Raw genomic sequence first — 25921 nt, 5'->3', positions numbered from 1 at the left:
GTTTACCCATCCCAGACCACGCCTATGCGCCTGGCGGTCAGTTTTTCTTCCCCTAACGGGCTGAACTTTTGTTGATCGAGGGTCAGTTGACCACCCGGGCGTCCTACCCTTCAGAGGGTGAAGCACTTGATGTCCGTAGAGTCCGAGGCCGATCTCCGCGTCGAAGCCGGGGAAGCGTCGCTTCCCGGCACGCTCCCCGAGGCGCTGCGTGCCGAACTCGTCGCGTTCCGCCGTGACTTGCACATGCACCCCGAACTCGGCAACCAGGAGTTCCGTACCACCGCCGCGATCAAGGAGCGGCTGGAGAAGGCGGGCCTGAAGCCGCGGGTGCTCCCCGCGGGGACCGGGCTCGTGTGTGACATCGGCAACTGGGACGACGGGCTGCCCGCGCTCGCCCTGCGGGCCGACATCGACGCCCTGCCCATCCCGGACGCCAAGACCGACTGCCCGTACCGCTCGACCGTGCCCGACCGGGCGCACGCCTGCGGACACGACGTGCACACCACCGTGGTGCTCGGCGCCGGTCTGGTCATGGCCGACCTGCACGGCAAGGGCCTGCTGCCCCGGCCGGTACGGCTGATCTTCCAGCCCGCCGAGGAGGTCCTGCCCGGCGGCGCCGCCGACGTCATCGAGAGCGGGGCGCTGCAGGGCGTCGGCCGGATCCTCGCCGTGCACTGCGACCCCCGGGTGGACGCCGGGCGGGTCGGTCTGCGCGAGGGGCCGATCACCTCCGCCTGCGACCGTCTGGAGATCGCGCTGGGCGGCCCCGGCGGCCACACCGCGCGCCCGCATCTGACCACCGACCTGGTCACCGCCGTCGCCCGGGTGGTGACCGACGTCCCCGCGCTGGTCGCCCGGCGCGTGGACACCCGTAGCGGACTCGCCGTGACCTGGGGCCGGATCGAGTCCGGCCACGCGCCGAACGTCATCCCGCAGCACGCCGAGCTCTCCGGGACCGTGCGCTGCCTGGACATCGCCGCCTGGCGCCAGGCGCCCGACATCGTGGTCGCCGCGATCGACGAGGTCGCCAACCTGCACCGCGCCAAGTCCGAGATCAACTACGTCCGCGGGGTGCCGCCCGTGGTCAACGACCCCGGCGTCACCGAACTGCTCCGCGACGCGATGATCGCCCGCCGCGGCGCCGACTCCGTCGAGGGCACCGAGCAGAGCCTCGGCGGCGAGGACTTCTCCTGGTACCTGGAGCACGTGCCGGGCGCGATGGCCCGGCTCGGCGTCCGCACGCCGGGCGAGCGCACGGTGCGCGACCTCCACCAGGGTGACTTCGACGTGGACGAGCACGCGATCACGGTGGGCGTGGAGCTGTTCACGGCGGCGGCGCTGATCGACCTGTAGGGGGTGCTCCGGTTGCGGCCGGAGGTCCCCGGGTGGAGCCTGGCCCCAGGGCGCTCAGCCATGCGCCCCGGCACTGACAGGCACACCGGGATGTCCAGGAATGCATATTTTCCGTCCAGTGGTTCACGGGGACGTAACCGGCCATCGGCACGAATGGATAACGGCCACGCGGTACCCCGTTCCCAGGAGTGTCTACGCGCGTTAATGTGCGCCGAACTCAGCACCCACTGCGGGGCTTGGAGAATGGGGAACTTCACGATGCGTCGGACATCCAAACTGACCCGTGTCGCGGTGGGGGTCGCGTCCATCGCGCTCGCTGCCACGGCCTGCGGCGGTACCAGCAGCGACGACAGCGACAGCGGCTCCTCCAAGGAGGACCTCGGCCTCGCGATCGCGTACGACATCGGCGGCAAGGGCGACCAGTCCTTCAACGACGCCGCGTACGCCGGTCTGGAGAAGGCCCAGAAGGAGTTCGGCTACAAGACGGCCGACATCGAGCCCACCGAGGGCGAGACGGACGCCGACAAGGAGCAGCGGCTGGCCTCCCTCGCCAAGCAGGGCTACAACCCGGTGATCGGCGTCGGCTTCGCCTACGGCCCCGCCATGGAGGCCGTGGCCAAGAACCACCCGGACACCACCTTCGGCATCGTCGACTCCGTGGTCGAGGGCGACAACGTCGCCTCCCTGGTCTTCGCCGAGGAGCAGGCCTCGTACCTCGCCGGTGTCGCCGCCGCCAAGGCCACCAAGACCAACACCGTGGGCTTCGTCGGCGGTGTGGACATCCCGCTGATCCACAAGTTCGAGGCCGGCTACAAGCAGGGCGTGCAGGACACCAACTCGAAGGTCAAGGTCATCTCGCAGTACCTGACCCAGACCGCCGAGGAGGGCGGCTTCTCCAGCCCCGACAAGGGCAAGGCCGCCGCCGAGGGCCAGATCGAGAAGAAGGCCGACGTCGTCTACCAGGCGGCCGGTCTCTCCGGCCAGGGCGTGATCGAGGCCGCCGCCAAGGCGAAGGTCTGGGCGATCGGCGTCGACTCCGACCAGTACCAGCAGGAAGCGCTCGGGGCGTACAAGGAGTACATCCTGACCTCCGCGCTCAAGGACGTCGGCGGCGCGGTCTACGCCCTCGCCAAGTCCGTCCACGACGACAAGCCGCTGACCGGCGTCCAGACCTTCGACCTGAAGGTGAACGGCGTGGGCCTCGCGGAGAGCAACCCGAAGATGGCCGAGATCGCGGGCCTGACCGATGCCGTGGCCAAGGCCAAGGAAGGCATCATCGACGGCACCATCAAGGTCAAGACGGAGTAGTCCTGCGCCCGGACCGGGTGGTCCGGATCGCCGAGCGGGCGGTGGGCCCTGTGCCCCCGCCCGCTTCGGCGTTCCCGGGCAAGGTCACCCAACGCCACCTCTCCTTTGCGTTCGGCAAGCCTCCGGCCAGGGCTCGGGTGGCGTTGGGCACGGGCGGATAACAAGGTGGACAGAAGGGGTTTTCAGGTTGGTCTACGCGCGTTAATCTGCGGCGAAGCCCAGCGCCGAAGCTGTGAAGCACTGTCCTCCGGCGCTTGTACGACTAGGAGCACCTCACATGCGCCGGATTTCCCGGATCACGGTCGCAGGCGCAGCGACCGCCTCTCTGGCCCTCGCGCTCTCCGCCTGCGGCGGCACCTCCTCCGAGAGCTCGTCCGAGTCGAAGGGCGACAAGGGCCTGGCCATCGCGTACGACGTCGGCGGCAAGGGCGACCAGTCCTTCAACGACGCGGCCTACGCCGGCCTGGAGCGGGCGAAGAAGGAGTTCGGCTACGCGACGCAGGACGTCGAGCCCACCGAGGGCGAGACGGACGCGGACAAGCAGCAGCGCCTGGAGTCGCTGGCCAAGCAGGGCTACAACCCGGTCGTGGGTGTCGGCTACGCGTACGCCGCCGCCGTCAAGGGCGCCTCGGAGAAGTTCCCGGACACCACCTTCGGCATCGTGGACGACTCCACGGTCGAGGCGAAGAACGTCGCCGACCTGGTCTTCTCCGAGGAGGAGGCGTCCTACCTGGCCGGCGTCGCCGCGGCCAAGAGCACCGAGTCGAACGTCGTCGGCTTCGTGGGCGGTGTGGACATCCCGCTGATCCACAAGTTCCAGGCCGGCTTCGAGCAGGGCGTCAAGGACACCAACCCCAAGGCGAAGGTCCTCTCCCAGTACCTCACGCAGACCGCGGAGGAGGGTGGCTTCTCCAGCCCCGACAAGGGCAAGACGGCCGCCGAGGGCCAGATCGAGAAGAAGGCCGACGTCGTCTACGCGGCGGCCGGTCTCTCCGGCCAGGGCGTCATCGAGGCCGCCGCCGCGAACAAGGTGTGGGCCATCGGTGTCGACTCCGACCAGTACCGGCAGGAAGCCCTCGCCAAGTACAAGGACTCGATCCTCACCTCGGCGATGAAGGACGTCGCCAAGGCGGTCTACAACCTGGCGAAGTCGGTCGAGGACGGCAAGCCCGAGACCGGTATCGTTCGTGGCGATCTGAAGACCGGCGAGGTGAGCCTGTCGAACTCCAACCCGAAGTTCGCGGACAACGCCGAGCTCCAGGAAGCCATCGAAACGGCCAAGGAGAAGATCATCAAGGGCGAGATCAAGGTCAAGTCGAGCTGACAATCAAGCAACACCCTGAGCAGCGTGTAACCGCGGGGTTACGTCCGCTCGACGGGGTACGGGGGGCCGGCTCCCCGTACCCCGTTGTCAGCGGTGCGTCGCCCCTTTGTATGCCGTAGGGGCGCTACGCGCGTAGACGACCCCCGTCCCCAGGAGAGTGCGCCATCAACGCGTCCAGCAGCCCTCCGGCCGACGCGGCGGTCAACGGTCAGGTGACCGCCGTCGAACTCGCCGGGATCACGAAGCGATTCCCGGGCGTCGTGGCCAACCACGACATCCACCTCACCGTCCGCAAGGGCACCGTCCACGCCCTCGTCGGCGAGAACGGCGCCGGCAAGTCGACCCTAATGAAGATCCTCTACGGCATGCAGAAGCCGGACGAGGGCACCATCGCCATCGACGGCGAGCAGGTCACCTTCTCGTCGCCGGCCGACGCCATCGCCCGCGGCATCGGCATGGTCCACCAGCACTTCATGCTCGCCGACAACCTCACGGTCCTGGAGAACGTGGTCCTCGGCAGCGAGAAGCTCCACGGCATCGGCGCCAAGGCCCGCCGCCGGATCAAGGAGATCTCCGAGCGCTACGGCCTCGGCGTGCAGCCCGACCTCCTGGTCGAGGAGCTCGGGGTCGCCGCCCGCCAGCGCGTGGAGATCCTCAAGGTCCTCTACCGCGGCGCCACCACGCTGATCCTCGACGAGCCCACCGCCGTCCTGGTGCCGCAGGAGGTCGACGCGCTCTTCGACAACCTGCGCGAGCTCAAGGCCGAGGGCCTCTCCGTCATCTTCATCTCGCACAAGCTCGGCGAGGTGCTCTCCGTCGCCGACGAGATCACCGTCATCCGCCGCGGCACCACCGTCGGCACGGCCGTCCCCGCCGAGACGACCCCGCGTCAGCTCGCCGAGATGATGGTCGGCAGCGAGCTGCCCACCCCGGAGACCGCCGAGTCCACGGTCACCGACCGCCCGGTCATCACCGTCGACAAGCTGCGCCTGGCGGCGCCCGGCGGCAAGGCCCTGCTGGACGACATCAGCTTCACCATCCACGCGGGCGAGGTCCTGGGCATCGCCGGCGTCGAGGGCAACGGCCAGACGGAACTGGTCGACGCCCTCATCGGCCTCAAGAGCGCCGACTCCGGCACGATCAGCCTCGCCGAGGAGGAGATCACCGCCTGGACCACCCGCAAGCGCCGCGAGCAGGGCATCGGCTACATCCCCGAGGACCGCCACCGGCACGGCCTGCTCCTGGAGGCCCCCCTCTGGGAGAACCGCATCCTCGGCCATGTCACCGAAAAGCCCCTCGCCAAGGGCGTATGGCTGGACCCGAAGGCCGCGCAGGAGGACACCCGCCGCATCGTCGAGGCCTACGACGTCCGCACCCCCGGCATCGACGTCACCGCCGCCTCCCTGTCCGGCGGCAACCAGCAGAAGCTGATCGTCGGCCGCGAGATGAGCCACAGCCCGCGCTTCCTGATCGCCGCCCACCCCACCCGCGGTGTGGACGTCGGCGCCCAGGCCGCGATCTGGGACCACATCCGCGAGGCCCGCCGCGAGGGCCTGGCCGTGCTGCTGATCTCCGCCGACCTGGACGAGCTGATCGGTCTGTCCGACACGCTCCGGGTGATCTACAACGGCAAGCTGGTCGCGGACGCCGACCCGGCCACCATCACCCCGGAGGAGCTCGGCTCGGCGATGACCGGTGCCGCGACCGGCCACCTGGAGCACGAAGAAACCGCTGAAGACGCCCCTGAGTCTTCTGAGCCCGGCGAAGACGAGGCCCGCTGATGAAGAAGTTCGACAAGGAGCGCGTGCTCCTCGCGGTGGCCGGTCCGGTCATCGCGCTCGCCGTGGCCTTCGCGCTGAGCTCGGTGGTGCTCATCGCCTCGGGCAAGAACCCGGTCGAGCCGTACACCCTGATGTTCGAGCAGGCCTCGTTCTCCGACATCCAGGTGCTGATCATCAACCAGGCCTCGATGTACTACATCGCGGCCCTCGCGGTGGCCATCGGCTTCCGGATGAACCTGTTCAACATCGGCGTCGACGGCCAGTACCAGCTCGCCGCCATGATGGCCGCCATCGTCGGCGCCCACGCCGACCTGCCGGCCGCCGTCCAGGTCCCGCTGCTGCTCCTGACCGCCCTCTGCACCGGCGCCTTCTGGTCCGGCATCGCCGGTGTCCTCAAGGTCACCCGGGGCGTCAGCGAGGTCGTCGCGACGATCATGCTCAACGCGATCGCGACCTCCGTGATCGCCTACCTGTGGCTGCCCGACGTCTTCGGTGTGAAGGTCGGCAACAACAACACCACCGGCGAGATGCACGAGTCCGGCTGGATCCCCGGCATCGACATGGGCGACGCGGGCGAGATCTACGGCCTGGTCATCCTCGCCGTGCTGCTCGGCATCGGCTACTGGGTCGTCCTCAACCGCACCCGCTTCGGCTTCGACCTGCGCGCCTCCGGCGCCTCCGAGTCCGCCGCCGCGGCCAGCGGTGTCGACCCCAAGCGCATGGTGCTCACCGCCATGCTGATCTCCGGCGCCATCGCGGGCCTGGCCGGTCTGCCGATCCTGCTCGGCGACACCCACACCTACAGCCTGAACTTCCCCACCGGCATCGGCTTCCTCGGCATCGGCATCGCCCTGCTCGGCCGGAACAGCCCGGTCGGCATCGCGTTCGCCGCGCTGCTGTGGGCCTGGCTCGACAAGGCCTCGCCCGAGCTGGACTTCCACGACTACGACAAGGAGATCGCGGTCATCATGCAGGGCCTGATCGTGCTCTCGGTCGTCGTCTCCTACGAAGCCGTCCGCGAGTGGGGCCTGCGCCGCCAGCAGCGCCGCGTCGGCGCGGAGCTCGCCGCCGGGCACGTGCTCGGCGCCGACAACAACACGAAGGAGGTGGCGGGCCGATGACCACCCCCCAGACCTCAGCGGTCGACGTCAACCAGCCCACGCTCCAGCCCGCGGCACCCACCGGCCGCCGCCTGTCGTGGCCCGTCCTGCTGCTGGTCATCGCCGGAGCCCTGGCGCTGACCTCCCTCGTCCGCATCATCACCGGCGCCGACGGCATCACCAACGTCAGCCAGATGTCCACCGCGCTCCAGCTCGCCGTGCCGATCGGCCTCGCCGGTCTCGGCGGTCTGTGGGCCGAGCGGGCGGGCGTCGTCAACATCGGCCTCGAGGGCATGATGATCCTCGGCACCTGGTTCGGTGCCTGGGCCGGCTTCCAGTGGGGCCCGTGGACCGGTGTCCTCGTCGGCATCATCGGCGGCTGCATCGGCGGTCTGCTGCACGCCTTCGTCACCGTCACCTTCAACGTCAACCACATCGTCTCCGGTGTGGCCATCAACATCCTCGCCCTCGGCGCCACCCGCTACCTCGCCCCGCTCGCCTTCGAGGGCCACGCGGGCGGCTCCGCCAAGCAGTCCCCGGCGGTCGAATCGCTCGGCCACTTCACCGTGCCGGGGCTGTCCGACGGGCTGCGGGACCTGAACGACAAGGGCTGGTTCTTCATCTCGGACATCGCCGGTCTGCTCGGCGGCCTGGTCACCAACGTGTCCTGGCTGACCCTGATCGCGGTCGCGCTGATCCCCGCCACCTGGTGGATCCTGTGGCGTACGGCGTTCGGTCTGCGGCTGCGCTCCTGCGGCGAGAACCCGGTCGCCGCCGAGTCCCTCGGCGTGAACGTCTACAAGTACAAGTACCTGGCCGTGATCATCTCCGGCGGTCTGGCCGGCCTCGGTGGCGTCTTCCTCTCCATCGTCGCCAACCCCTTCTATCTGGAGGGCCAGGTCAGCGGCCGCGGTTACATCGGCCTCGCCGCGATGATCTTCGGCAACTGGATGCCGGGCGGCCTCGCCATCGGCGCCGGTCTGTTCGGCTACACCGACAGCCTCAACCTGCGCGGCGGCTCGGAGAACGTCCACGCCCTGCTGCTGCTCGGCGCGCTGCTGCTGGTCATCGGGGCGATCTGGCTGGCCGTGCGCAAGAAGTACGTCCACGCGGCCGTCACGCTGCTCATCGGCGCCCTGGTGTTCGCCTGGTACGCGGGCACCAACGAGGTCCCGAACCAGGTCGTCTCGGCCACGCCGTACGTCATCACGCTGATCGTCCTCGCCCTGTCGGCCCAGCGCCTCAGGATGCCCAAGGCGGACGGTCTGCCCTACCGGAAGGGCCAGGGCAAGTGACGCCGGGCGACTTCGACTGGGACGCCCTGCGGGAGGTGGCGCGGGAGGCGATGAGCCACGCCTACGCCCCCTACTCGGGTTACCCGGTCGGCGTCGCGGCCCTCGTCGACGACGGCCGCACGGTCTCCGGCTGCAATGTGGAGAACGCCTCCTACGGCCTCGGCCTGTGCGCCGAGTGCGGTCTGGTCTCGGAGCTCCAGCGCACCGGGGGCGGCCGGCTCACGCACTTCACCTGCGTGGACGGCGGGGGCGAGATCCTCGTCCCGTGCGGCCGCTGCCGGCAGCTGCTGTACGAGTTCGGCGGGGCCGAGCTGCTGGTGGAGACACCGGCGGGGATCCTCCCGCTGTCGGAGATGCTGCCGCAGGCCTTCGGCCCGGGCCATCTCGCCAAGTAACTCCCGTGCGGCCCCTCTGAACCGCTTCAGAGGGGCCGCGCACTTTCTTGAGAACGTCGGAAGGAAAGCCATGGCTGTTGTGTTGTCGGACGCCATCTCCGTGATCCGCACCAAGCGGGACCGCGGTGAGCTCAGCGACGAGCAGATCGACTGGGTCATCGACGCGTACACCCGCGGCGAGGTCGCCGACGAGCAGATGTCCTCGCTCGCCATGGCGATCCTGCTCAACGGCATGAACCGGCGGGAGATCGCCCGCTGGACGGCCGCGATGATCGCGAGCGGCGAGCGCATGGACTTCTCGTCCCTGTCCCGTCCGACGGCCGACAAGCACTCCACCGGCGGCGTCGGCGACAAGATCACGCTGCCGCTGGCGCCCCTGGTGGCGGCGTGCGGCGCGGCCGTGCCCCAGCTCTCGGGCCGCGGCCTCGGCCACACCGGCGGCACGCTGGACAAGCTGGAGTCGATCCCGGGCTGGCGCGCGCTGCTGTCGAACGAGGAGATGCTGTCCGTCCTCGACACCACCGGCGCGGTGATCTGCGCGGCGGGCGACGGACTGGCCCCCGCGGACAAGAAGCTCTACGCGCTGCGGGACGTCACCGGCACGGTCGAGGCGATCCCGCTGATCGCCTCCTCGATCATGTCGAAGAAGATCGCCGAGGGCACCGGCTCGCTGGTGCTGGACGTGAAGGTGGGCACCGGCGCCTTCATGAAGACGATCGAGGACGCCCGTGAGCTGGCGTCCACGATGGTGGGCCTGGGCACGGACCACGGCGTGAAGACGGTCGCGCTCCTCACGGACATGGCGACCCCGCTGGGCCTGACCGCGGGCAACGCGCTGGAGGTCCGCGAGTCGGTGGAGGTCCTGGCGGGCGGCGGCCCCTCGGACGTGGTCGAGCTGACGATCGCGCTGGCCCGGGAGATGCTGGCGGCGGCGGGCATCCGGGACGCCGACCCGGCCAAGGCCCTCGCCGACGGCTCGGCGATGGACGTCTGGCGCCGGATGATCGCGGCGCAGGGCGGCGACCCGGACGCCGAACTGCCGGTCGCGAAGGAGCAGCACGTCATCACGGCGCCGGCGTCGGGCGTCCTGACCCGCCTCGACGCGTACGGCATCGGCGTGGCCGCCTGGCGGCTTGGCGCGGGCCGGGCCCGCAAGGAGGATCCGGTCCAGGCGGGCGCGGGCGTGGAGATGCACGCCAAGCCCGGCGACGAGGTCCGCGCGGGCCAGCCCCTGCTGACCCTGCACACCGACACCCCGGAACGCTTCGACTACGCGCTCCAGGCGGTGGAGGGCTCCTACGACATCGCGGCGCCGGGAACGGCCTTCACGGCGTCGCCGGTGGTGCTGGAACGCATCGCCTGACCTGGGGTTTCCCCCTCAGGGCGCACGGGACCGGCGGACTGCCGCCGGTCCCGTCGCCGTCTCGGCGACGCTGCTCGCCCGCCGGTCCGCGATGAGTTCCGCGCGCCCGCCCGGTCTACCGGTTGTGGACGCCATGACACCCGCTGTACTCGTGCCGGCAGGACCCGTCACCAAGGACCAGGTGACCGGCCTGTGCGACGACGTGCGCGCACTGCTGGAGGGGTCCGGTGCCGGGGTCGTGGTCTGCGACGTCGGCGGCCTCGGCCCCCCGGGCCTCGGCGCCGTCGACCTGCTGGCGCGGCTCCAGCTGACCGCCCGGCGCTGCGGCGGCCGGATCCGGCTGCGCGACCCCGACCCGGCCCTACACGCCCTTCTCGGCCTGGTCGGCCTCCGCTTCGAGGTGGAGGGGCAGCCCGAACAGCGGGAACCAGCGCTTGGTGTCGAGGAAGCAGTGGAAACCGGTGATCCGCCCGTCTGAGACCTCCAGCACCTGCACCGCCCACGCGGTGTAGCCGCCGGTCTCCTCGTCCGGCTTGTAGTGGGCGAAGCCGGGCAGGCCGTTGGCCTGGACGGGCCGCAGCCGGGAGTCGGCGCAGGAGGCACCGAGCGTGGTCATGAAGCCGGTGATGTCCGCCGGGCCGGCCAGCCACAGGTCGAACGGCGGCATCGTCATGATGGCGTCCTCGTGCAGCAGCGCCGTCAGTGCCGTCATGTCGTAGCCCTCGAAGGCCGCGACATACCGCTCCAGGAGCTTTTGCTGCTCCTCGTCCAGCGGGTTCGACACGGAGGCGTCCGCGCCCCGCTCCTCCCGCTCGGCCAGGGTGGCGCGGGCCCGCTGCAGGGCGCTGTTGACCGACGCGACCGAGGTGCCGAGCAGCTCGGCGACCTCGCTCGCCTTCCAGGCCAGCACCTCGCGCAGGATCAACACCGCCCGCTGCTTGGGCGGCAGTTGCTGGAGGGCGGCCATGAAGGCCAGCCGCACGGACTCCTTGGCGACGGCCGCCTCGGCCGGGTCCTCCACCGTCGGCAGCACACGGGCGTCGGGCATGGGCTCCAGCCAGGTGTGGTCGGGGCGGGGGGAGAGGGCGGCCTGGGCGAGCGGTGTGGCCTCGGTCAGGTCCATCGGGCGGGCCCGTTTGTTGCCCGCGGACAGCATGTCCAGGCAGACATTGGTCGCGATGCGGTACAGCCAGGAGCGGACGCTGGAGCGGCCCTCGAACTTGTCGTAGCTGCGCCAGGCCCGGACGAGGGTGTCCTGCACCGCGTCCTCCGCCTCGAAGGACGAGCCGAGCATCCGGTAGCAGTACCCGGTCAGTTCGACCCGGTGCCGCTCCAGTGTCTCGTCGAGGTCCGTCGTAGTCGCCGTGTTGCCCATCGTCCACCCACCCCTGTGGCCGTTCCTGTGTTGTACGCCTCATCGCGTCCAGCACTTCGGAAGCTACCGCAGCCCACTGACAATGGCGTGCGGAGTGGGAAAACGCGCAGGTCGGACGGGTTCGCGCCGGCGAGGGAATCGGCGTCCCGCCCGAAGCGCCGCGACCTTCCGCCCAGTGCCGCTCAGTGCGCCGCGACCGGCGTCCGGCGGGCCGCCAGCCGGGCCGCCCGGGTCCCGAGCACCGTGATCGCCACCACGCCGGCAACCGCCAGCAGACCGACCCCGACGGTCCCCGCCCAGCCGCCCGCGTGGAACGCGATCGCGCCGACCGTGCTGCCCGCGCTGGAGCCGATGTAGTACGCCGACTGGTACAGCGCGGATGCCTGCGCCCTGCCGTGCGTCGCCGTCTTGCTGACCGCCGAGGAGGCCACCGCGTGGCCCGCGAAGAACCCGGCGGTGATCAGGACCAGGCCCAGCAGGACCAGCGGCAGGGAGTCGGCCAGGGACAGCAGCAGGCCCGCCGCCGTGGTGCCGCCCGCCGCGTACAGCGCGCCCCGGCGGCCCAGGCGGCCCACCAGCCGGCCCGCCGTCGACGCGGACACCGTGCCCACCAGGTAGACCAGGAAGACCGAGCCGACGATGCCCTGCGGCAGCCCGAACGGCGCCTCCGTCAGGCGGTAGCCGATCACCGTGTACACCCCGCCGAACACCGTCATGAACAGCGCGCCGATCGCGTAGAGGCGGCGCAGCAGCGGGTCGGAGAGGTGGTCGCGGACCGCACCGGCGAGGACCCGCGGCTTCAGCGAGCCCGCCGCGAAGTGCCGCGGCTCAGGCAGCAGCAGCCGGAACGCCACCGCGCAGGCCACCGCCAGCGCCCCGATCACTCCGACGGCCACCCGCCAGCCCCACTCCTGCGCGACCCAGCCGGTGATCACCCGGCCGCTCATACCCCCCACGCTGTTGCCCGCGACGAACAGGCCGATCGCCGTGATCAGCGCCTTGGGGCGGACCTCCTCGGCCAGATAGGCGGTCGCCGACGCCGGCAGCCCGGCCAGCGCCGCGCCCTGCACCGCCCGCAGCACGACCAGGGCGGTCAGGTTCGGCGCGAAGGGCACCAGCAGTCCGAGGGTCACCGCGACCGCGAGCGACGCCGTCATGACCGTACGACGGCCGAAACGCTCCGACAGCGCGCTCATCGGGAGGACGAACAGCGCCAGACCGCCGGTCGCCGCCGCCACCGTCCAGCTCGCCTCGCTCGCCGTCACCCCGAACTCGCCGGAGATCAGCGGCAGCAGGGCCTGGGTGGAGTACAGGAGGGCGAAGGTCGCCACCCCCGCGAGGAAGAGGGCGAAGCTCATCCGGCGGTAGCCGGGGCCGCCCGGGGTCAGACGGGAGTCGGGGGAGTCGGCGGCGGGGACGGACGTGACGGCGCCCACGGTGGTGGACGCCCCGGTACTGGCGGGAGACATGACTCGACCGTACGAAGGCCGCTCTCATCCGTCCAATGCATGGAATCGCCATAATCGTTCCCATGGAGCATCAGCAGAGGTCACAGCCGCGACTGTCACCGTCCAGTGACACAGAAGACAGGGCCGAGATGGCGAGGCTGCTGGCGCCGCGCCTGGCCTACTTCGCCGGCGTCGCCCGCACCGAGCACGTCACCCGCGCCGCGCAGGAGATGCAGGTCCCGCAGTCGACCCTCTCGCGGGCCATGGTCCGCCTCGAACAGGACCTGGGCGTCGACCTGTTCGCCCGCCGCGGCCGGACCGTCTCCCTCACGCCGGCCGGACGTACCTTCCTCGTTTCGGTGGAACGCGCCCTCGCCGAGGTGGAGCGCGCCGCCGACGAGGTCCGTGCCGACGCCGACCTCGCCACCGGCAAGGTCGCCTTCGGCTTCCTGCACACCATGGGCTGGGAGACGGTCCCGGGCCTGATCAGCGCCTTCCGCGCCGACCACCCCCGGGTGCGCTTCAGCCTGGTCCAGAACTACGGCGAGGCGATGATCGAGCGGCTGCGCGCGGGCGAGCTGGACCTGTGCCTGACGTCCCCGGTGCCGGACGCCCCGGACCTGGTCGCCCGCCGCCTGGACGAACAGAAGCTCCGCCTGGTGGTCCCCGCCGACCACCGGCTCGCCGCCCGCCGGCGCGTCCGCCTCGCCGAGGCCGCCGACGAAACCTTCGTCACCCTGGAACCGGGCTACGGTCTGCGCCGCATCACCGACGACCTGTGCCGGGAGGCCGGCTTCAAGCCGCGCGTCGCCTTCGAGGGGGAGGAGGCGGAGACCCTGCGGGGTCTGGTCGCGGCCGGGCTGGGCGTCGCGCTCCTGCCCCCGCCCGCGGTACCCCGGCCGGGGGTGGTGGAGCTGACGGTCACCGCTCCGCGCGCGGTGCGGGAGATCGGAGTGGCATGGCTGGACGGCCACCCGGACACCCCGCCGGTGGCGGCCTTCAAGAAATTCCTGCTCTCGAAGAGGGGCAACCTGCTGGCGACCTAGGAGTGTTACCGCCGCTGCCCGAAGCCGGAGGCGAGCGGCATGCGCAGTCCCAGGGGCGGCGGAGCCGCGAACGCGTCCTCCACCGGGCGGGCGAACGCCCGCCCGAACAGCGCCCCCATCACGAAGTCCTCGGCCAGCGACAGCACTTCGGCCCGGTGCTGGTGCAGCCCGTGCCCGTCCGAGTGCACCTCGAACCGGCACACGTCCCGGTTCGTCTTCTTCGCCCGCGCCGCCAGCCGGAAGGACAACTCGGGGTCCGTGCGCTGATCGTTCGTCCCGTGCACGATCAGCACCCGCCGCCCGGCGAGCTGCTTCACCGGTTCGGGTGGCGCCGCGACATCCTCCTCCGGCAGCCAAGGGGCGATGGCGAGGACGGAGTTGACCGCCTCGTGCCCGGCCGCCCGCAGCGCCGCCCGCCCGCCCATGTCGAACCCGGCGAGGCACACCGGCACATCGCCGTAACGCCGTACGGCCTCCTCCACGGCCCAGTTGGCGTCCCGGGCCAGATTCGCCTCCGTGCCGTTCCACCCCCGCCAGCGGTAGTGCACGGCGTGCGCCGCCAGGCCCTCGTCCCGTGCCGCGCGGGTCAGCCTGCGCCCGAGGGCGCGGACCGATGCCGCCGCCAGCATCGCGGAGGGACGGCGATGTGACGTCTCGTCACCTCCGGGGAGCAGCAGCACCACCCCGCTCACCGTCGTCGGTTCCGGGCCGAGCGCTCTGCCCAGGCGGGCCGTGCGAACCGGCGTCGCTTCCTGTGCCATGACAGAACAGTGTCAGAAGCGCGGGTGTACGCCACCCGTCCGTGGGATCACCGTTACGTATCGACGGAAACGTCCACCAGGCGCTCTACGCGCGTAGGCGTTAAAGTGCGGAAATGACGAGCCAGACCATCGCGAACACCCCGACACCGGAGCAGATCCGCCGGGCGCCCAAGGTTCTGCTGCACGACCATCTCGACGGCGGCCTGCGCCCCGCCACCGTCGTCGGACTCGCCCGCGACAGCGGGTACTCCCAGCTCCCCGAGACCGACCCCGACAAGCTCGGCGTCTGGTTCCGCGAGGCCGCCGACTCCGGCTCCCTGGAGCGCTACCTGGAGACCTTCTCGCACACCGTCGGCGTGATGCAGACCCGGGACGCCCTGGTGCGGGTCGCGCGCGAATGCGCCGAGGACCTCGCCGCGGACGGTGTCGTCTACGCCGAGGTGCGGTACGCCCCCGAGCAGCACCTCGCGGCCGGGCTCGGCCTCGAAGAGGTCGTCGAGGCCGTCAACGAGGGATTCCGGGAAGGCGAGCGGCTCGCCCGGGAGCGCGGCCACCGCATCCGCGTCGGCGCGCTGCTGACCGCCATGCGGCACGCCGCCCGTGCCCTGGAGATCGCCGAACTCGCCAACCGCTACCGTGACCTGGGCGTCGTCGGCTTCGACATCGCCGGGGCGGAGGCCGGTTACCCGCCCACCCGGCACCTGGACGCCTTCGAGTACCTGAAGCGCGAGAACAACCACTTCACCATCCACGCCGGTGAGGCATTCGGGCTGCCGTCCATCTGGCAGGCCCTGCAGTGGTGCGGCGCCGACCGGCTCGGGCACGGGGTGCGGATCATCGACGACATCGAGGTCAAGGACGACGGCACGGTCCACCTCGGCCGGCTCGCCTCCTACGTCCGCGACAAGCGCATCCCGCTGGAGCTGTGCCCCAGCTCCAACCTCCAGACCGGCGCCGCCACCTCCTACGCCGAGCACCCGATCGGACTGCTGCGCCGGCTGCACTTCCGGGCGACGGTGAACACCGACAACCGGCTGATGTCCCACACCAGCATGAGCCGGGAATTCGAGCACCTTGTCGACGCGTTCGGCTACACGCTCGACGACATGCAGTGGTTCTCCGTCAATGCGATGAAATCAGCGTTCATTCCTTTCGATGAACGACTCGCGATGATCAATGACGTCATCAAGCCGGGTTACGCCGAGCTGAAATCCGAGTGGCTGTTCCAGCAGACCGCCTCCACCAGCCGTTCTTCGGCCGAAGAAGGCTGATCGCGGGATTTCGGTGACGGGACATGCGGACGGACGTTCACCAGTCGTCCGCATTTCGATGTTTGCGGCGGGCACCTCGGCATGTTTACGGTCAAGGACCGCTCACATTCCCCGTCATCCCATTTCGAGGACGCATTCAATGAAGCAGTCTGCTGCCAAGACCCTCGGTGTCGCCGCCCTCGGTGCCGCCTTCGCCGCCACCGGTGCGGGCGCCGCGAACGCCGCCCCGGCCCTGCCGGACGCCGGTTCCGCGCTGGACACGGTGACCCGGACGCTGCCCGCGGAGAACCTCTCCCAGGTGCTGCCGGGTGGTGAGGCCCTGGCCAAGGGGCAGACCGCGGCCGACGCGAGCGCGACCGCCGCCCAGCCGCTCGCCCAGAAGCTGCTCGCCGAAGGCCCGACCAAGCCGGTCGCCGGTCTCCTCGGCGGCCTCCCGGTCGGCAAGATCCTGCCCGGCGGCGGCGCCGGCACCGGGGTGAACGGCCTGCCGCTCGGCTGAGCCCTCCCGAACGCGCCGACGGGGCGCACCCTCGGACACGGGGTGCGCCCCGTCGGCGTACGGGTGTCGGCCGGTCACCAGGCGGTGCGCGCCTTCTCCTCCGAGGGCAGGAAGATCCAGAGCCCTATGTAGAGCAGGAACTGCGGGCCCGGCAGCAGACAGGACAGCAGGAACAGCACGCGCATCGTGGTCGCCGACATGCCGAAGCGTCGCGCCAGCGCGGCGCACACTCCGCCGATCATGCGGCCGTTGGTGGGTCGGGCGAGGCGGGACATCTGCGGCTCCTTCGTGAGCGTCGGTCAGAGGCGGCGTCTCGTGGCTGCCTCATCTGCCTGCAACGCTACGGAGACGAAGGGGGCAAAGCGTCGCTCTACGGTGCGATCCCGACCCTGGGAATCGTCGGGGTCCTACCCTGAGGAGCCTCGTCCTTCAGGGCCGACGCCGGCGGGTGGGCGCGCTCGGTCCGGCGGCGCAGCCGGCGGCGGGCCGCCGGTACGACGGCCGCGTGCACGAGCGTCACGCCGACCGTGTTCAGCAGCACCGAATCCACGTCCACGACCTGGCCCGGCACCCCGGTCTGCAGCAGTTCGATGCCCATCGAGATCAGGATGCCCGCGGCGACCGTACGGAGCAGGGACGCCAGGGGCGAGGCGGCGATCCTGCCGTGCACCGCGGGCAGCAGGACGCCCAGCGGGGCGAGCAGCGCGATGGCCTCGGCGAGGCGGCGCAGCCCGTCCTGCCAGCCCAGCGCCAGATCGGCCTCTATCCCGGCGAGCGGGCGCAGATTGGGTGGCAGCACCCAGGGAACGTCCAGGGGACGCAGCGTGAGCCAGGCGACGAACGTGAGGTGGGCGACCAGGAGGACGCCCCCTGTCACCCGGATACGGATCGCGATGCCGCCGCTGTCGGAGCCTTGACGCTGCACGCTGGGCTAGACGCGGTCTTCGGGGCGGTTGGTTCCGGGGCCGTTGTTCGGCTGCGGGCCGTGGGGGCTTGTCGCGCAGTTCCCCGCGCCCCTTCCCGGCGCCGCCCAGCCCCGAGTTCCTCAGTCCCCGGTGATCTCCGACGACGGCGGTGTCTCCGTGTACGGCCGCGTCCGCACGTCGTCCGTGCACTCGTACCGCCGGAGCGGGTAGCCGTCCGGGCCGCCCAGGATCACCGAGCCGTCGCCCTCCGCCGCCTCCGAGTCGGAGAACGTGCAGACGATCTGGGCGAGGGCCACCGGCGCCAGGGCGTCGGGCGGGGTGCTCAGGCGGAGGGTGTCGTCGGGGTCGCCGGCGCGCGGGCCGGTCACCGTCGGCTTGCCGCGGACCTCGCTCGTGTAGCCGGCCTCCAGCTCCGCCGCCGACGGAGTCGCCTTCAGCTCGTCCAGCAGGCCCTGCGCCACCAGCACCCGCCGCTGCGAGTCCGCCGCGCCCTGCGGAACCCGTACCGTCCGGTCCACGGCCACCAGCGACGAGCGGCACAGCAGGAACACCTGGGCGGGCAGCCCCCGCGAGGCCTGGGTCGCCACGTCCGGCTCGGCCAGCGAGCAGTGCACCCGGGAGGGCGCGGGCCCGAAGTCGGTGGGAACCTCGGTGGCCCGGATCCCGCACCCGGCGAGCAGCCCGGCGAGCAGCGGGAGCGCCAGCAGACGGCGTACGGTCATCACGCCTCGTCCTTCTCGTCCGGGCCCTTGTGCTCCTCGGCCGCCTGGGTCAGCGCCGAGGCGTCCCGGGGCAGCCGCAGCGTGAACACCGCGCCGCCCTCGGGGGAGTTGGCGGCGGTGATCTCGCCGCCGTGGATGTGGGCGTTCTCCAGGGCGATGGACAGGCCCAGGCCGCTGCCCTCGGAGCGGGGGCGGGAGGCGCTCGCCTTGTAGAAGCGGTCGAAGACGTGCGGGAGGACGTCCTCGGGGATGCCCGGGCCGTGGTCCCGTACCGCGATCACGACCTCCGCGTCCTCCTCCCGCACCGACACCCGCACCGGCGAGCCGCCGTGCTTGAGGGCGTTGCCGATGAGGTTGGCCAGGATGACGTCCAGGCGGCGCGGGTCGAGCTGGGCGTGGATGCCGCGCTCGGCCTCCAGGTCGACCGCGTCCAGCCAGGCGCGGGCGTCGACGCAGGCGGTGATCTGGTCGGCGACGTCGACGTCGTCCAGCACCAGACGGGCGGTGCCCGCGTCGAAGCGGGTGACCTCCATCAGGTTCTCCACGAGGTCGTTCAGGCGGCGGGTCTCGCTGACGACGAGCCGTACGGCGGGTTCGATCATCGGGTCCATGGACCCGGTCTCCGCCTCCAGCTCCTCCTCCAGGATCTCCGTCACGGCGGTGATCGCGGTGAGCGGTGTCCGCAGTTCATGGCTCATGTCCGCGACGAACCGGCGGGACGCCTCGTCCCGCGCGGCCATGTCGTCGACCCGTTTCTCCAGCGCCTCCGCCGCGTGGTTGAACGTCCGCGAGAGATCGGCCAGTTCATCGGTTCCGGACACCCGCAGCCGGGTGTCCAGCTTGCCCTCGCCGAGCCGCCGCGCGGCAACTCCCAGCCGGTGCACGGGCTTCAGTACGGTCGTGGCGGCGGCCTGCGCGAGCAGCGCCGAGCCGATCAGGGCCAGGCCGGTGGCGATCCCCAGCGACCAGGCGAGGGAGTTGAGGTCCTTCGCCTCCGGCTCCAGCGACTTGAGCATGTACCCGGTCGGCCCGCCGCCGATCACCTTCGTACCGGCCACCAGATACGGGGTGTCGTCCTCCACGATCCGCTGCCAGTACAGGTGGTAGGCGTACTTGTTGGTGGAGTCGACCGCCTGCTCCTCGTTCACCGCCTCGCGCAGCGACTCGGGCACGTCCTTGAGCGTGAAGCCGCTCAGCCCGCCCGAACTGCCGGAGACGGTCTCGCCGGTGGCGTTCTCGGCGACGAGCAGCACACCGAACCGCTGGCTGCTGTTGGCCATCTGCCCCGCGGCGCGCTGGAGTTCGTCCTGCGTCGGCCGCTCGGGCAGCACCCCCGCCCGGTTCTGCATCTCCTGCTGGAAGTCCCGCAGCACCGCGTCCTGGGTACGGGTGAGCACGGCCTCCCGGTTGAGCCAGTACGCGATGGCGGACGCGGACACGGCGGCGGTCAGCGCCACCAGGCCGAACACCACGACCAGCCGCAGCCTCAGGCTGGTCAGACGCAGCCGCGACCAGACTCCCTTGCGCTCCGCGAACCAGCCGCGGAACCCCCCGTGCGCTGGTGTCACTGAGGCGCGTCCAGCCGGTAGCCGACCCCGCGGACCGTACGGATCAGGGTCGGGGACGACGGCACGTCCTCGACCTTGGCGCGCAGCCGCTGCACACAGGCGTCCACCAGACGGGAGTCACCGAGGTAGTCGTGCTCCCACACCAGCCGCAGCAACTGCTGCCGGGACAGCGCCTGTCCGGGGCGCCGGCTCAGCTCCAGCAGCAGCCTCAGCTCGGTCGGCGTCAGCTGGAGGTCCTCGCCGTTCTTCGTCACCGTCATCGCCGCCCGGTCGATGACGAGGCTGCCGAAGCTCGCCGCGTCGTTGGACTCCCGCTCCCCGCGCCGCAGCACGGCCCGGATCCGGGCGTCCAGCACCCGCCCCTGCACGGGTTTGACGACATAGTCGTCGGCACCGGACTCCAGGCCCACCACCACGTCGATGTCGTCGCTGCGCGCGGTGAGCAGGATGATCGGCAGCTGGTCGGTGCGCCGGATGCGACGGCACACCTCGAAGCCGTCGATGCCGGGCAGCATCACGTCCAGCACGATCAGGTCCGGCCGCTGCTCACGCAGCAGCTTCAGGCCGTCCTCACCGGTGGCAGCCGTGGCAACCCGGTGACCCTGGCGCGTCAGTGACAGCTCCAGGGCCGTGCGGATGGCGTCGTCGTCCTCGATCAGCAACAGGGAAGGCACGGGGCTCATTCTGGCCCATGGCGGGGTGGGGTTTCGACACCTGTACAGGTACGGCAAGGACCGCTGCTCTCCGTGACCGGGCGGTGCGTGAGCTACGACGGACCCCTGTGACAGCTCTGTGACAGTCGGCGGACACGGCCATGAAGTGCCCCGGGCAAGCTTTTCCACACCAGCAAGGAAGCAAGCCGAACACCGGAAGTCCACGACGGGGGGCGCGAGATGAACACGCTGCACAGCTCAAGCACGAGCGCAGTTGTCACGCGTCTGCACGACGTGCACGGGGGCCGGGGTCCGGAGAAGTCCGGTGCCGATGGGGGTCCCTCCCGCGCGAGCGGATTCGAGCGTGGGGGAGGGCGGGGGTGCGCTCGCGGCGCCGGGCGTCAGCACACCGCGTACATGACGGTGGTTGACGGTTTCACGGGGGAAGCACACGGGGGAAGCGCGTACAGGGAGGGCACGGGGGAGCGTCGTTCGCTGTCGGAGGCGGAGTTCACCGCCTACGTCCAGGAGCGCCGCGCCTCCCTGTACGCCACCGCCTACCACCTCACCGGTGACCGCTTCGAGGCCGAGGACCTGCTGCAGAGCGCGCTGTTCTCGACGTACCGGGCGTGGGACCGGATCAGTGACAAGGCCGCCGTCGGGGGTTACCTGCGGCGGACGATGACCAATCTGCACATCAGCGCGTGGCGCCGCCGCAAGCTGAACGAGTACCCGACCGAGGAACTGCCGGAGACGCCCGGCGACACGGACGCGATGCGCGGCACCGAGCTGCGCGCGGTCCTGTGGCAGGCGCTGGCCCGGCTGCCCGAACTCCAGCGGACGATGCTGGTCCTGCGGTACTACGAGGGCCGGACCGACCCGGAGATCGCGGACATCCTCGGCATCAGTGTCGGCACGGTGAAGTCCAGCATCTGGCGGTCGCTCCGCCGGCTGCGCGAGGACGAGGTCCTCAGCTTCGGCCGTGACGAGGAGGACGCCTTCGGCGAGCTGGTCGCCTGAAGGTACGGGGGAGCACGGGGGAGCACCAAGGAGAAGCGGGACCGGTCGGCCGGGGGGTCCGTCCAGTCCCGCTTCTTCGTGCGCCCGGGTGCTCAGGCCGCCGCGCTCGCCGGTACGGGCCGTCCCGCGGCCGCGTCGGCCAGCCGGCCCAGTGCCTCGTCCCGGTCGCAGGCGTGGGCGCCGAGCGCGGTCTGGCGGGCCACGATCGACCGCTCGGCCCGCATCAGGCGCCAGCCGCGGCGCAGCAGGAAGGGCACGGACTTACGGCCCTCGCGCAGGTCCCGGAGGAAGCGGCGGCGGAAGGTGGTGACCGGGCCGCGGCTCAGGCACAGCGCGTCGGCCAGGACGCCCAGCTCCCGGCAGCGGTTGACGATCTCCGCGGCGAAGATGCCCTCCGCGATGAACAGCGGGGTCCGCCCGATGTCGACGGGCTCCTCACCGGTGCGGGCGCTCAGGGAGAGGTCGTAGAGCGGGACCGTCGTACGACCGGAGCGGCACAGCTCCTCGATCGCGGCCACGGCCTTGTCGGCGTCCCACGACCCGGGGTGGTCCCAGTCGATGTCGGAGCTCCCGAGGACCTGCGGCAGCGTCGGGTCGCCGGCCTCCTTGTAGAAGTCGTCGAGGCGCAGCACCGGGAGGCCGGAGCGGGCCGCGAGGAGGGACTTGCCGGAGCCGGAGGGGCCGCAGAGCAGCACGACTCGGGCCGGTACGGGCGGAAGGGAGCTCACGGGACACCAATATGACGCATTCACCTGCTGTTCATCGACTCCGCGGGTCGGCTTTGAAGCGCGCGTCACACCTCAACTACCCTTCGTGTCATCCTGATTACTCACTGCGTCAGAAGGTGGCAGAACAGATGGCCGGACAAGCGTCCTTCCCCCACCCCACCGCCCGGCGGGCCCTGGTCGCCCTCGCGACCGCGGGCGCGGCCCTCGGCGTCACCGCGCCGACGGCCGCCGCGGACGCCGAGCCGGTCCTCGACGTGGTCCACACCCGCCCCACCTCCCTGGGCAAGATCGACCCCCAGGGCGGTTTCCGGGCGGTCACCGGCATGGTCGGCTATGTCACCGGACCGGTCGCGGGCCTGAAGCCCAACCCGCTGGCCGGCACCGGCGTGGACCCCCTCGACAACGGCGTCGGCACCCAGCTCGGCGACTTCCAGCCGCTGACCTCCCAGATGCTCACCGCCCCGGTCGCGCAGGCCCGGTCCATCGGCAGCATCCCGGTGCTCGGCCAGGCGGCCAGCCTGCTGGGCGGCTGACCCCGACGGCAGAGAGCCGCGCTTCCCCCGGACGGAGGGGAGGCGCGGCTCTCCGGTTTCGGGCGGCTCTAGTACGCCGAGCCGGACGCGCCCAGCGAACCCGTGGGGTGCCAGACCGTCTTCGTCTCCAGGAACGCCGTCATGCGGTCGATGCCCGGGGGCACCGCGTAATCCACAGGCTGTGGACGCAGAACGCGCTTGAGGTTGTCCGCCGCCGCGATCTCCAGCTCCTTCGCCAGCGCCTCGTCGGCCCCCGCGAGGTCGATGGCGTTGACGTCCTGGTGCGCGGCCAGCGGGGCGGCGATCTCCGCCGTACGGCCCGACAGGACGTTGACGACCCCGCCGGGCAGGTCGGAGGTGGCCAGGACCTCGCCGAGGGAGAGGGCCGGGAGCGGGGACTGCTCGCTCGCGATCACGATCGCGGTGTTGCCGGTCGCGATCACCGGGGCGATCACCGAGACCAGACCGAGGAAGGACGACTCCTGGGGGGCCAGGACGACGACCACGCCGGTCGGCTCGGGCGACGACAGGTTGAAGTACGGGCCCGCGACCGGGTTTCCGCCGCCCACCACCTGGGCGATCTTGTCGGTCCAGCCCGCGTACCAGACCCAGCGGTCGATCGCCGCGTCCACCTGGGCGGCGGCCTTCGACTTCGACAGGCCCTCGGCGGCGGCCACTTCCCGCACGAACTGCCCGCGGCGGCCCTCCAGCATCTCGGCGACGCGGTACAGGACCTGGCCGCGGTTGTACGCCGTCGCCCCGGACCAGCCGCCGAACGCCTTGCGCGCGGCGACCACCGCGTCACGGGCGTCCTTGCGGGAGGAAAGGGGCGCGTTGGCCAGCCAGTTGCCCTGGGAGTCGGTCACTTCGTACACCCGGCCGCTTTCGGAGCGGGGGAACTTGCCCCCGACGTACAGCTTGTAGGTCTTGAGGACGGAGAGTCGGGTCGCGTCAGACATCGAGGTACGCCTCCAGGCCGTGGCGGCCGCCCTCGCGACCGAAACCCGACTCCTTGTACCCGCCGAACGGCGAGGCCGGGTCGAACTTGTTGAACGTGTTGGACCAGACGACGCCCGCGCGCAGCTTGCCCGCGACGGCCAGGATCCGCGATCCCTTCTCCGTCCAGATGCCCGCCGACAGGCCGTACTGGCTGTTGTTGGCCTTGGCGACGGCCTCGTCCGGGGTGCGGAAGGTGAGGACGGACAGCACCGGGCCGAAGATCTCGTCGCGGGCGATGGTGTGCGCCTGGGTGACGTTGGTGAAGAGCGTCGGGGCGAACCAGTAGCCGCTCTCGGGGAGTTCGCAGGCGGGCGACCAGCGCTCGCCGCCCTCCGCCTCGCCCCGCTCGACGAGCGAGGTGATCCGGGTGAGCTGCTCCTCGGAGTTGATCGCGCCGATGTCGGTGTTCTTGTCCAGCGGGTCGCCGAGGCGCAGCGTGGACAGCCGGCGCTTCAGGGAGTCCAGCAGCTCGTCCTGCACGGACTCCTGGACCAGCAGCCGGGAGCCCGCGCAGCAGACCTGGCCCTGGTTGAAGAAGATGCCGGTGACGATGCCCTCGACGGCCTGGTCGATCGGGGCGTCGTCGAAGACGATGTTGGCGCCCTTGCCGCCCAGTTCCAGGGTCAGCTTCTTGCGGGTGCCGGCGACCGTCCGCGCGATCTCCTTGCCGACCGCGGTGGAGCCGGTGAAGGCCACCTTGTTCACGTCCGGGTGGGCCACCAGGGCCGCGCCCGTGTCGCCGTAGCCCGGCAGGATGTTGACGACACCCTTGGGCAGGCCCGCCTGGCGGCAGATGTCCGCGAAGAAGAGGGCCGACAGCGGGGTGGTCTCGGCGGGCTTGAGGACGACCGTGTTGCCGGTCGCGAGCGCCGGGGCGATCTTCCACGCCAGCATCAGCAGGGGGAAGTTCCAGGGGATGACCTGGCCCGCCACGCCCAGCGGGCGCGGGTCGGTGCCGTAGCCGGCGTGCTCCAGCTTGTCGGCCCAGCCCGCGTAGTAGAAGAAGTGCGCGGCGACCAGGGGCAGGTCGGCGTCGCGCGTCTCCCTGATCGGCTTGCCGTTGTCCAGGGTCTCCAGGACGGCGAGCTCACGGCTGCGCTCCTGGATGATCCGGGCTATCCGGAACAGGTACTTGGCCCGCTCCGAGCCGGGCAGCGCCGACCACTTCTCGAACGCCTTGCGGGCGGCCCTGACCGCGCGGTCGACGTCCGCCTCACCGGCCTGGGCGACCTCGGAGAGCACTTCCTCGGTGCTCGGCGAGACGGTCTTGAAGACCTTGCCGTCGGCCGCCTCCACGAACTCGCCGTCGATGAACAGGCCGTAGGACGGCGCGATGTCGACGACCGAGCGGGACTCGGGTGCCGGTGCGTATGCGAATGCGGAAGTCTTGTTGTCCATGTTCATGGGGTCTCAGTCCACCGTCACGTAGTCGGGGCCGGAGTAGCGGCCGGTGGCCAGCTTCTGACGCTGCATCAGCAGGTCGTTGAGGAGGGAGGAGGCGCCGAAGCGGAACCAGTGGTTGTCCAGCCAGTCCGCACCGGCCGTCTCGTTCACCAGGACCAGGAACTTGATCGCGTCCTTGGTGGTACGGATGCCGCCGGCCGGCTTCACACCGACCTGGACCCCCGTCTGGGCGCGGAAGTCCCGCACCGCCTCCAGCATCAGGAGGGTGTTCGCGGGCGTCGCGTTCACCGCCACCTTGCCGGTCGAGGTCTTGATGAAGTCGGCCCCGGCCAGCATGCCGAGCCAGCTCGCGCGCCGGATGTTGTCGTACGTCGACAGCTCGCCGGTCTCGAAGATGACCTTCAGCCGGGCGGCGTCCCCGCAGGTCTCCTTCACGGCGACGATCTCGTCGTAGACCTTCAGGTAGTTCCCCGCGAGGAAGGCCCCGCGGTCGATGACCATGTCGATCTCGTCGGCGCCCGCGGCGACCGCGTCCCGCACGTCCGCCAGCTTCACCGCGAGGGCGGCGCGGCCGGCCGGGAAGGCGGTGGCGACGGAGGCGACCTTGACGCCGGAACCGGCGACGGCCTCCTTGGCCACGGCCACCATGTCCGGATAGACGCAGACCGCGGCCGTGGGCGGGGCCGTCCGGTCGGTGGGGTCGGGGCGGACCGCCTTGGCGCCGAGCGCCCGGACCTTGCCCGGGGTGTCCGCGCCTTCCAGCGTCGTCAGGTCGACCATCGAGATCGCGAGGTCGATGGCGTACGCCTTGGCGGTCGTCTTGATGGAACGGGTGCCGAGGGAGGCGGCACGTGCCTCCAGGCCGACCGCGTCGACGCCGGGCAGCCCGTGGAGGAAGCGGCGCAGCGTGCTGTCGGAGGCGGTGACGTCCGCGAGGAGCGCTGCGGTGGGTGCATTGGTGGGCATGGTCACCAGACGAGCATATCTACGCGCGTAGCGGCTGTACAGCCCCGGGCGCTCATCTTCGGAGCGGGCACCGCGGATGAGCG

General features: G+C 71.0%; 26 protein-coding genes. 14 read left to right on the top strand and 12 right to left on the bottom strand.

Going from position 1 to position 25921, the window contains the following annotated elements; all coding sequences use genetic code 11:
* Window positions 1–129 precede the first annotated feature (129 nt).
* From ACWD1Z_RS02410 to ACWD1Z_RS02370, 9 genes are all read left to right on the top strand, one after another.
* Window positions 130–1353, top strand: coding sequence for a M20 family metallopeptidase (locus ACWD1Z_RS02410; protein WP_451114857.1), 1224 nt, complete (start codon window positions 130–132; stop codon window positions 1351–1353).
* 258 nt (window positions 1354–1611) lie between these two features.
* Window positions 1612–2661, top strand: coding sequence for a BMP family lipoprotein (locus ACWD1Z_RS02405; protein ID WP_451114855.1), 1050 nt, complete (start codon window positions 1612–1614; stop codon window positions 2659–2661).
* 277 nt (window positions 2662–2938) lie between these two features.
* A complete protein-coding gene (locus ACWD1Z_RS02400; RefSeq protein WP_451114853.1) occupies window positions 2939–3985 on the top strand; it encodes a BMP family lipoprotein in 1047 nt (348 codons plus the stop codon).
* A gap of 212 nt (window positions 3986–4197) precedes the next feature.
* Complete coding sequence (locus ACWD1Z_RS02395) at window positions 4198–5766, top strand: ABC transporter ATP-binding protein (RefSeq protein ID WP_451114852.1); 1569 nt, start codon at window positions 4198–4200, stop codon at window positions 5764–5766.
* A complete protein-coding gene (locus ACWD1Z_RS02390; RefSeq protein ID WP_451114850.1) occupies window positions 5766–6887 on the top strand; it encodes an ABC transporter permease in 1122 nt (373 codons plus the stop codon). Before ACWD1Z_RS02395 ends, ACWD1Z_RS02390 begins: the two co-directional genes overlap by 1 nt.
* A complete protein-coding gene (locus ACWD1Z_RS02385; RefSeq protein ID WP_451114849.1) occupies window positions 6884–8161 on the top strand; it encodes an ABC transporter permease in 1278 nt (425 codons plus the stop codon). The genes ACWD1Z_RS02390 and ACWD1Z_RS02385 overlap by 4 nt, the downstream gene beginning before the upstream one ends.
* Window positions 8158–8556, top strand: a complete 399-nt coding sequence (locus ACWD1Z_RS02380) for a cytidine deaminase (RefSeq protein WP_451114847.1) — start codon at window positions 8158–8160, stop codon at window positions 8554–8556. Before ACWD1Z_RS02385 ends, ACWD1Z_RS02380 begins: the two co-directional genes overlap by 4 nt.
* 79 nt (window positions 8557–8635) lie before the next feature.
* Window positions 8636–9919 (top strand): thymidine phosphorylase, encoded by a 1284-nt coding sequence (locus ACWD1Z_RS02375; RefSeq protein ID WP_451115442.1) that lies wholly within the window; start codon window positions 8636–8638, stop codon window positions 9917–9919.
* Window positions 9920–10010: 91 nt separating this feature from the next.
* Window positions 10011–10397, top strand: coding sequence for an STAS domain-containing protein (locus ACWD1Z_RS02370; protein WP_451114845.1), 387 nt, complete (start codon window positions 10011–10013; stop codon window positions 10395–10397).
* Here ACWD1Z_RS02370 and ACWD1Z_RS02365 read toward each other — a convergent pair.
* Both ACWD1Z_RS02365 and ACWD1Z_RS02360 read right to left on the bottom strand, forming a co-directional pair.
* Window positions 10281–11294 carry a sigma-70 family RNA polymerase sigma factor gene (locus ACWD1Z_RS02365; protein WP_451114843.1) on the bottom strand — a complete coding sequence of 338 codons (1014 nt, stop codon included), beginning with the start codon at window positions 11292–11294 and terminating at the stop codon, window positions 10281–10283. The genes ACWD1Z_RS02370 and ACWD1Z_RS02365 overlap by 117 nt on opposite strands.
* Window positions 11295–11476: 182 nt before the next feature.
* Window positions 11477–12763, bottom strand: coding sequence for an MFS transporter (locus tag ACWD1Z_RS02360; protein WP_451114841.1), 1287 nt, complete (start codon window positions 12761–12763; stop codon window positions 11477–11479).
* Window positions 12764–12825: 62 nt separating this feature from the next.
* Between ACWD1Z_RS02360 and ACWD1Z_RS02355 the strand changes: the two genes are divergently transcribed.
* Entirely contained in the window at window positions 12826–13788 is a 963-nt protein-coding gene (locus ACWD1Z_RS02355) for a LysR substrate-binding domain-containing protein (RefSeq protein WP_451114839.1), read from the top strand.
* Between the two features lie 5 nt (window positions 13789–13793).
* On the opposite strand, the gene ACWD1Z_RS02350 is transcribed toward ACWD1Z_RS02355, so the two are convergent.
* The gene (locus ACWD1Z_RS02350; protein WP_451114837.1) at window positions 13794–14549 is read right to left on the bottom strand and encodes an alpha/beta hydrolase; all 756 of its coding nucleotides are present in this window, start codon (window positions 14547–14549) and stop codon (window positions 13794–13796) included.
* A gap of 113 nt (window positions 14550–14662) precedes the next feature.
* On the opposite strand from ACWD1Z_RS02350, the gene ACWD1Z_RS02345 reads away from it, so the two are divergent.
* Window positions 14663–15820 carry an adenosine deaminase gene (locus ACWD1Z_RS02345; RefSeq protein ID WP_451114835.1) on the top strand — a complete coding sequence of 386 codons (1158 nt, stop codon included), beginning with the start codon at window positions 14663–14665 and terminating at the stop codon, window positions 15818–15820.
* Window positions 15821–15959: 139 nt separating this feature from the next.
* Window positions 15960–16319 carry an ATP-binding protein gene (locus tag ACWD1Z_RS02340; RefSeq protein WP_451114834.1) on the top strand — a complete coding sequence of 120 codons (360 nt, stop codon included), beginning with the start codon at window positions 15960–15962 and terminating at the stop codon, window positions 16317–16319.
* Window positions 16320–16393: 74 nt separating this feature from the next.
* On the opposite strand, the gene ACWD1Z_RS02335 is transcribed toward ACWD1Z_RS02340, so the two are convergent.
* From ACWD1Z_RS02335 to afsQ1, 5 genes are all read right to left on the bottom strand, one after another.
* Window positions 16394–16594 carry a PspC domain-containing protein gene (locus ACWD1Z_RS02335; RefSeq protein ID WP_250077959.1) on the bottom strand — a complete coding sequence of 67 codons (201 nt, stop codon included), beginning with the start codon at window positions 16592–16594 and terminating at the stop codon, window positions 16394–16396.
* Window positions 16595–16689: 95 nt separating this feature from the next.
* Window positions 16690–17244, bottom strand: coding sequence for a VanZ family protein (locus ACWD1Z_RS02330; protein WP_451114832.1), 555 nt, complete (start codon window positions 17242–17244; stop codon window positions 16690–16692).
* A gap of 120 nt (window positions 17245–17364) precedes the next feature.
* Window positions 17365–17967, bottom strand: a complete 603-nt coding sequence (locus ACWD1Z_RS02325; protein WP_451114830.1) for a hypothetical protein — start codon at window positions 17965–17967, stop codon at window positions 17365–17367.
* Complete coding sequence (locus ACWD1Z_RS02320; RefSeq protein WP_451114828.1) at window positions 17967–19535, bottom strand: ATP-binding protein; 1569 nt, start codon at window positions 19533–19535, stop codon at window positions 17967–17969. Before ACWD1Z_RS02320 ends, ACWD1Z_RS02325 begins: the two co-directional genes overlap by 1 nt.
* Window positions 19532–20209 carry a two-component system response regulator AfsQ1 gene (gene afsQ1, locus ACWD1Z_RS02315; protein WP_062722075.1) on the bottom strand — a complete coding sequence of 226 codons (678 nt, stop codon included), beginning with the start codon at window positions 20207–20209 and terminating at the stop codon, window positions 19532–19534. Before afsQ1 ends, ACWD1Z_RS02320 begins: the two co-directional genes overlap by 4 nt.
* 219 nt (window positions 20210–20428) lie before the next feature.
* Between afsQ1 and ACWD1Z_RS02310 the strand changes: the two genes are divergently transcribed.
* Window positions 20429–21208 carry a SigE family RNA polymerase sigma factor gene (locus ACWD1Z_RS02310; protein WP_451114826.1) on the top strand — a complete coding sequence of 260 codons (780 nt, stop codon included), beginning with the start codon at window positions 20429–20431 and terminating at the stop codon, window positions 21206–21208.
* A gap of 92 nt (window positions 21209–21300) precedes the next feature.
* Here ACWD1Z_RS02310 and ACWD1Z_RS02305 read toward each other — a convergent pair whose 3' ends face one another.
* Window positions 21301–22005: a uridine kinase family protein gene (locus ACWD1Z_RS02305; protein ID WP_451114825.1), complete on the bottom strand. Its 705-nt coding sequence runs from the start codon at window positions 22003–22005 to the stop codon at window positions 21301–21303.
* 59 nt (window positions 22006–22064) lie between these two features.
* Between ACWD1Z_RS02305 and ACWD1Z_RS02300 the strand changes: the two genes are divergently transcribed.
* On the top strand, window positions 22065–22469 hold the full coding sequence (locus tag ACWD1Z_RS02300; RefSeq protein ID WP_451114823.1) for a hypothetical protein: 405 nt from the start codon (window positions 22065–22067) through the stop codon (window positions 22467–22469).
* 68 nt (window positions 22470–22537) lie between these two features.
* Here the strand turns inward: ACWD1Z_RS02300 and ACWD1Z_RS02295 are convergent, their stop codons facing one another.
* From ACWD1Z_RS02295 to deoC, 3 genes are read right to left on the bottom strand one after another with little or no spacing between them, the layout of a single operon-like run.
* Window positions 22538–23428 (bottom strand): aldehyde dehydrogenase family protein, encoded by an 891-nt coding sequence (locus ACWD1Z_RS02295; protein WP_451114821.1) that lies wholly within the window; start codon window positions 23426–23428, stop codon window positions 22538–22540.
* Window positions 23421–24866 (bottom strand): aldehyde dehydrogenase family protein, encoded by a 1446-nt coding sequence (locus ACWD1Z_RS02290; RefSeq protein ID WP_451114819.1) that lies wholly within the window; start codon window positions 24864–24866, stop codon window positions 23421–23423. Before ACWD1Z_RS02290 ends, ACWD1Z_RS02295 begins: the two co-directional genes overlap by 8 nt.
* A gap of 12 nt (window positions 24867–24878) precedes the next feature.
* Window positions 24879–25838 carry a deoxyribose-phosphate aldolase gene (deoC, locus tag ACWD1Z_RS02285; protein ID WP_451115440.1) on the bottom strand — a complete coding sequence of 320 codons (960 nt, stop codon included), beginning with the start codon at window positions 25836–25838 and terminating at the stop codon, window positions 24879–24881.
* Between the last annotated feature and the right edge of the window lie 83 nt (window positions 25839–25921).

This window comes from Streptomyces sp. NPDC002784 (genome assembly GCF_053592135.1).
The sequence above is the reverse complement of the archived record's forward strand: the minus strand, read 5'-3'. Positions and strand labels throughout refer to the sequence as shown.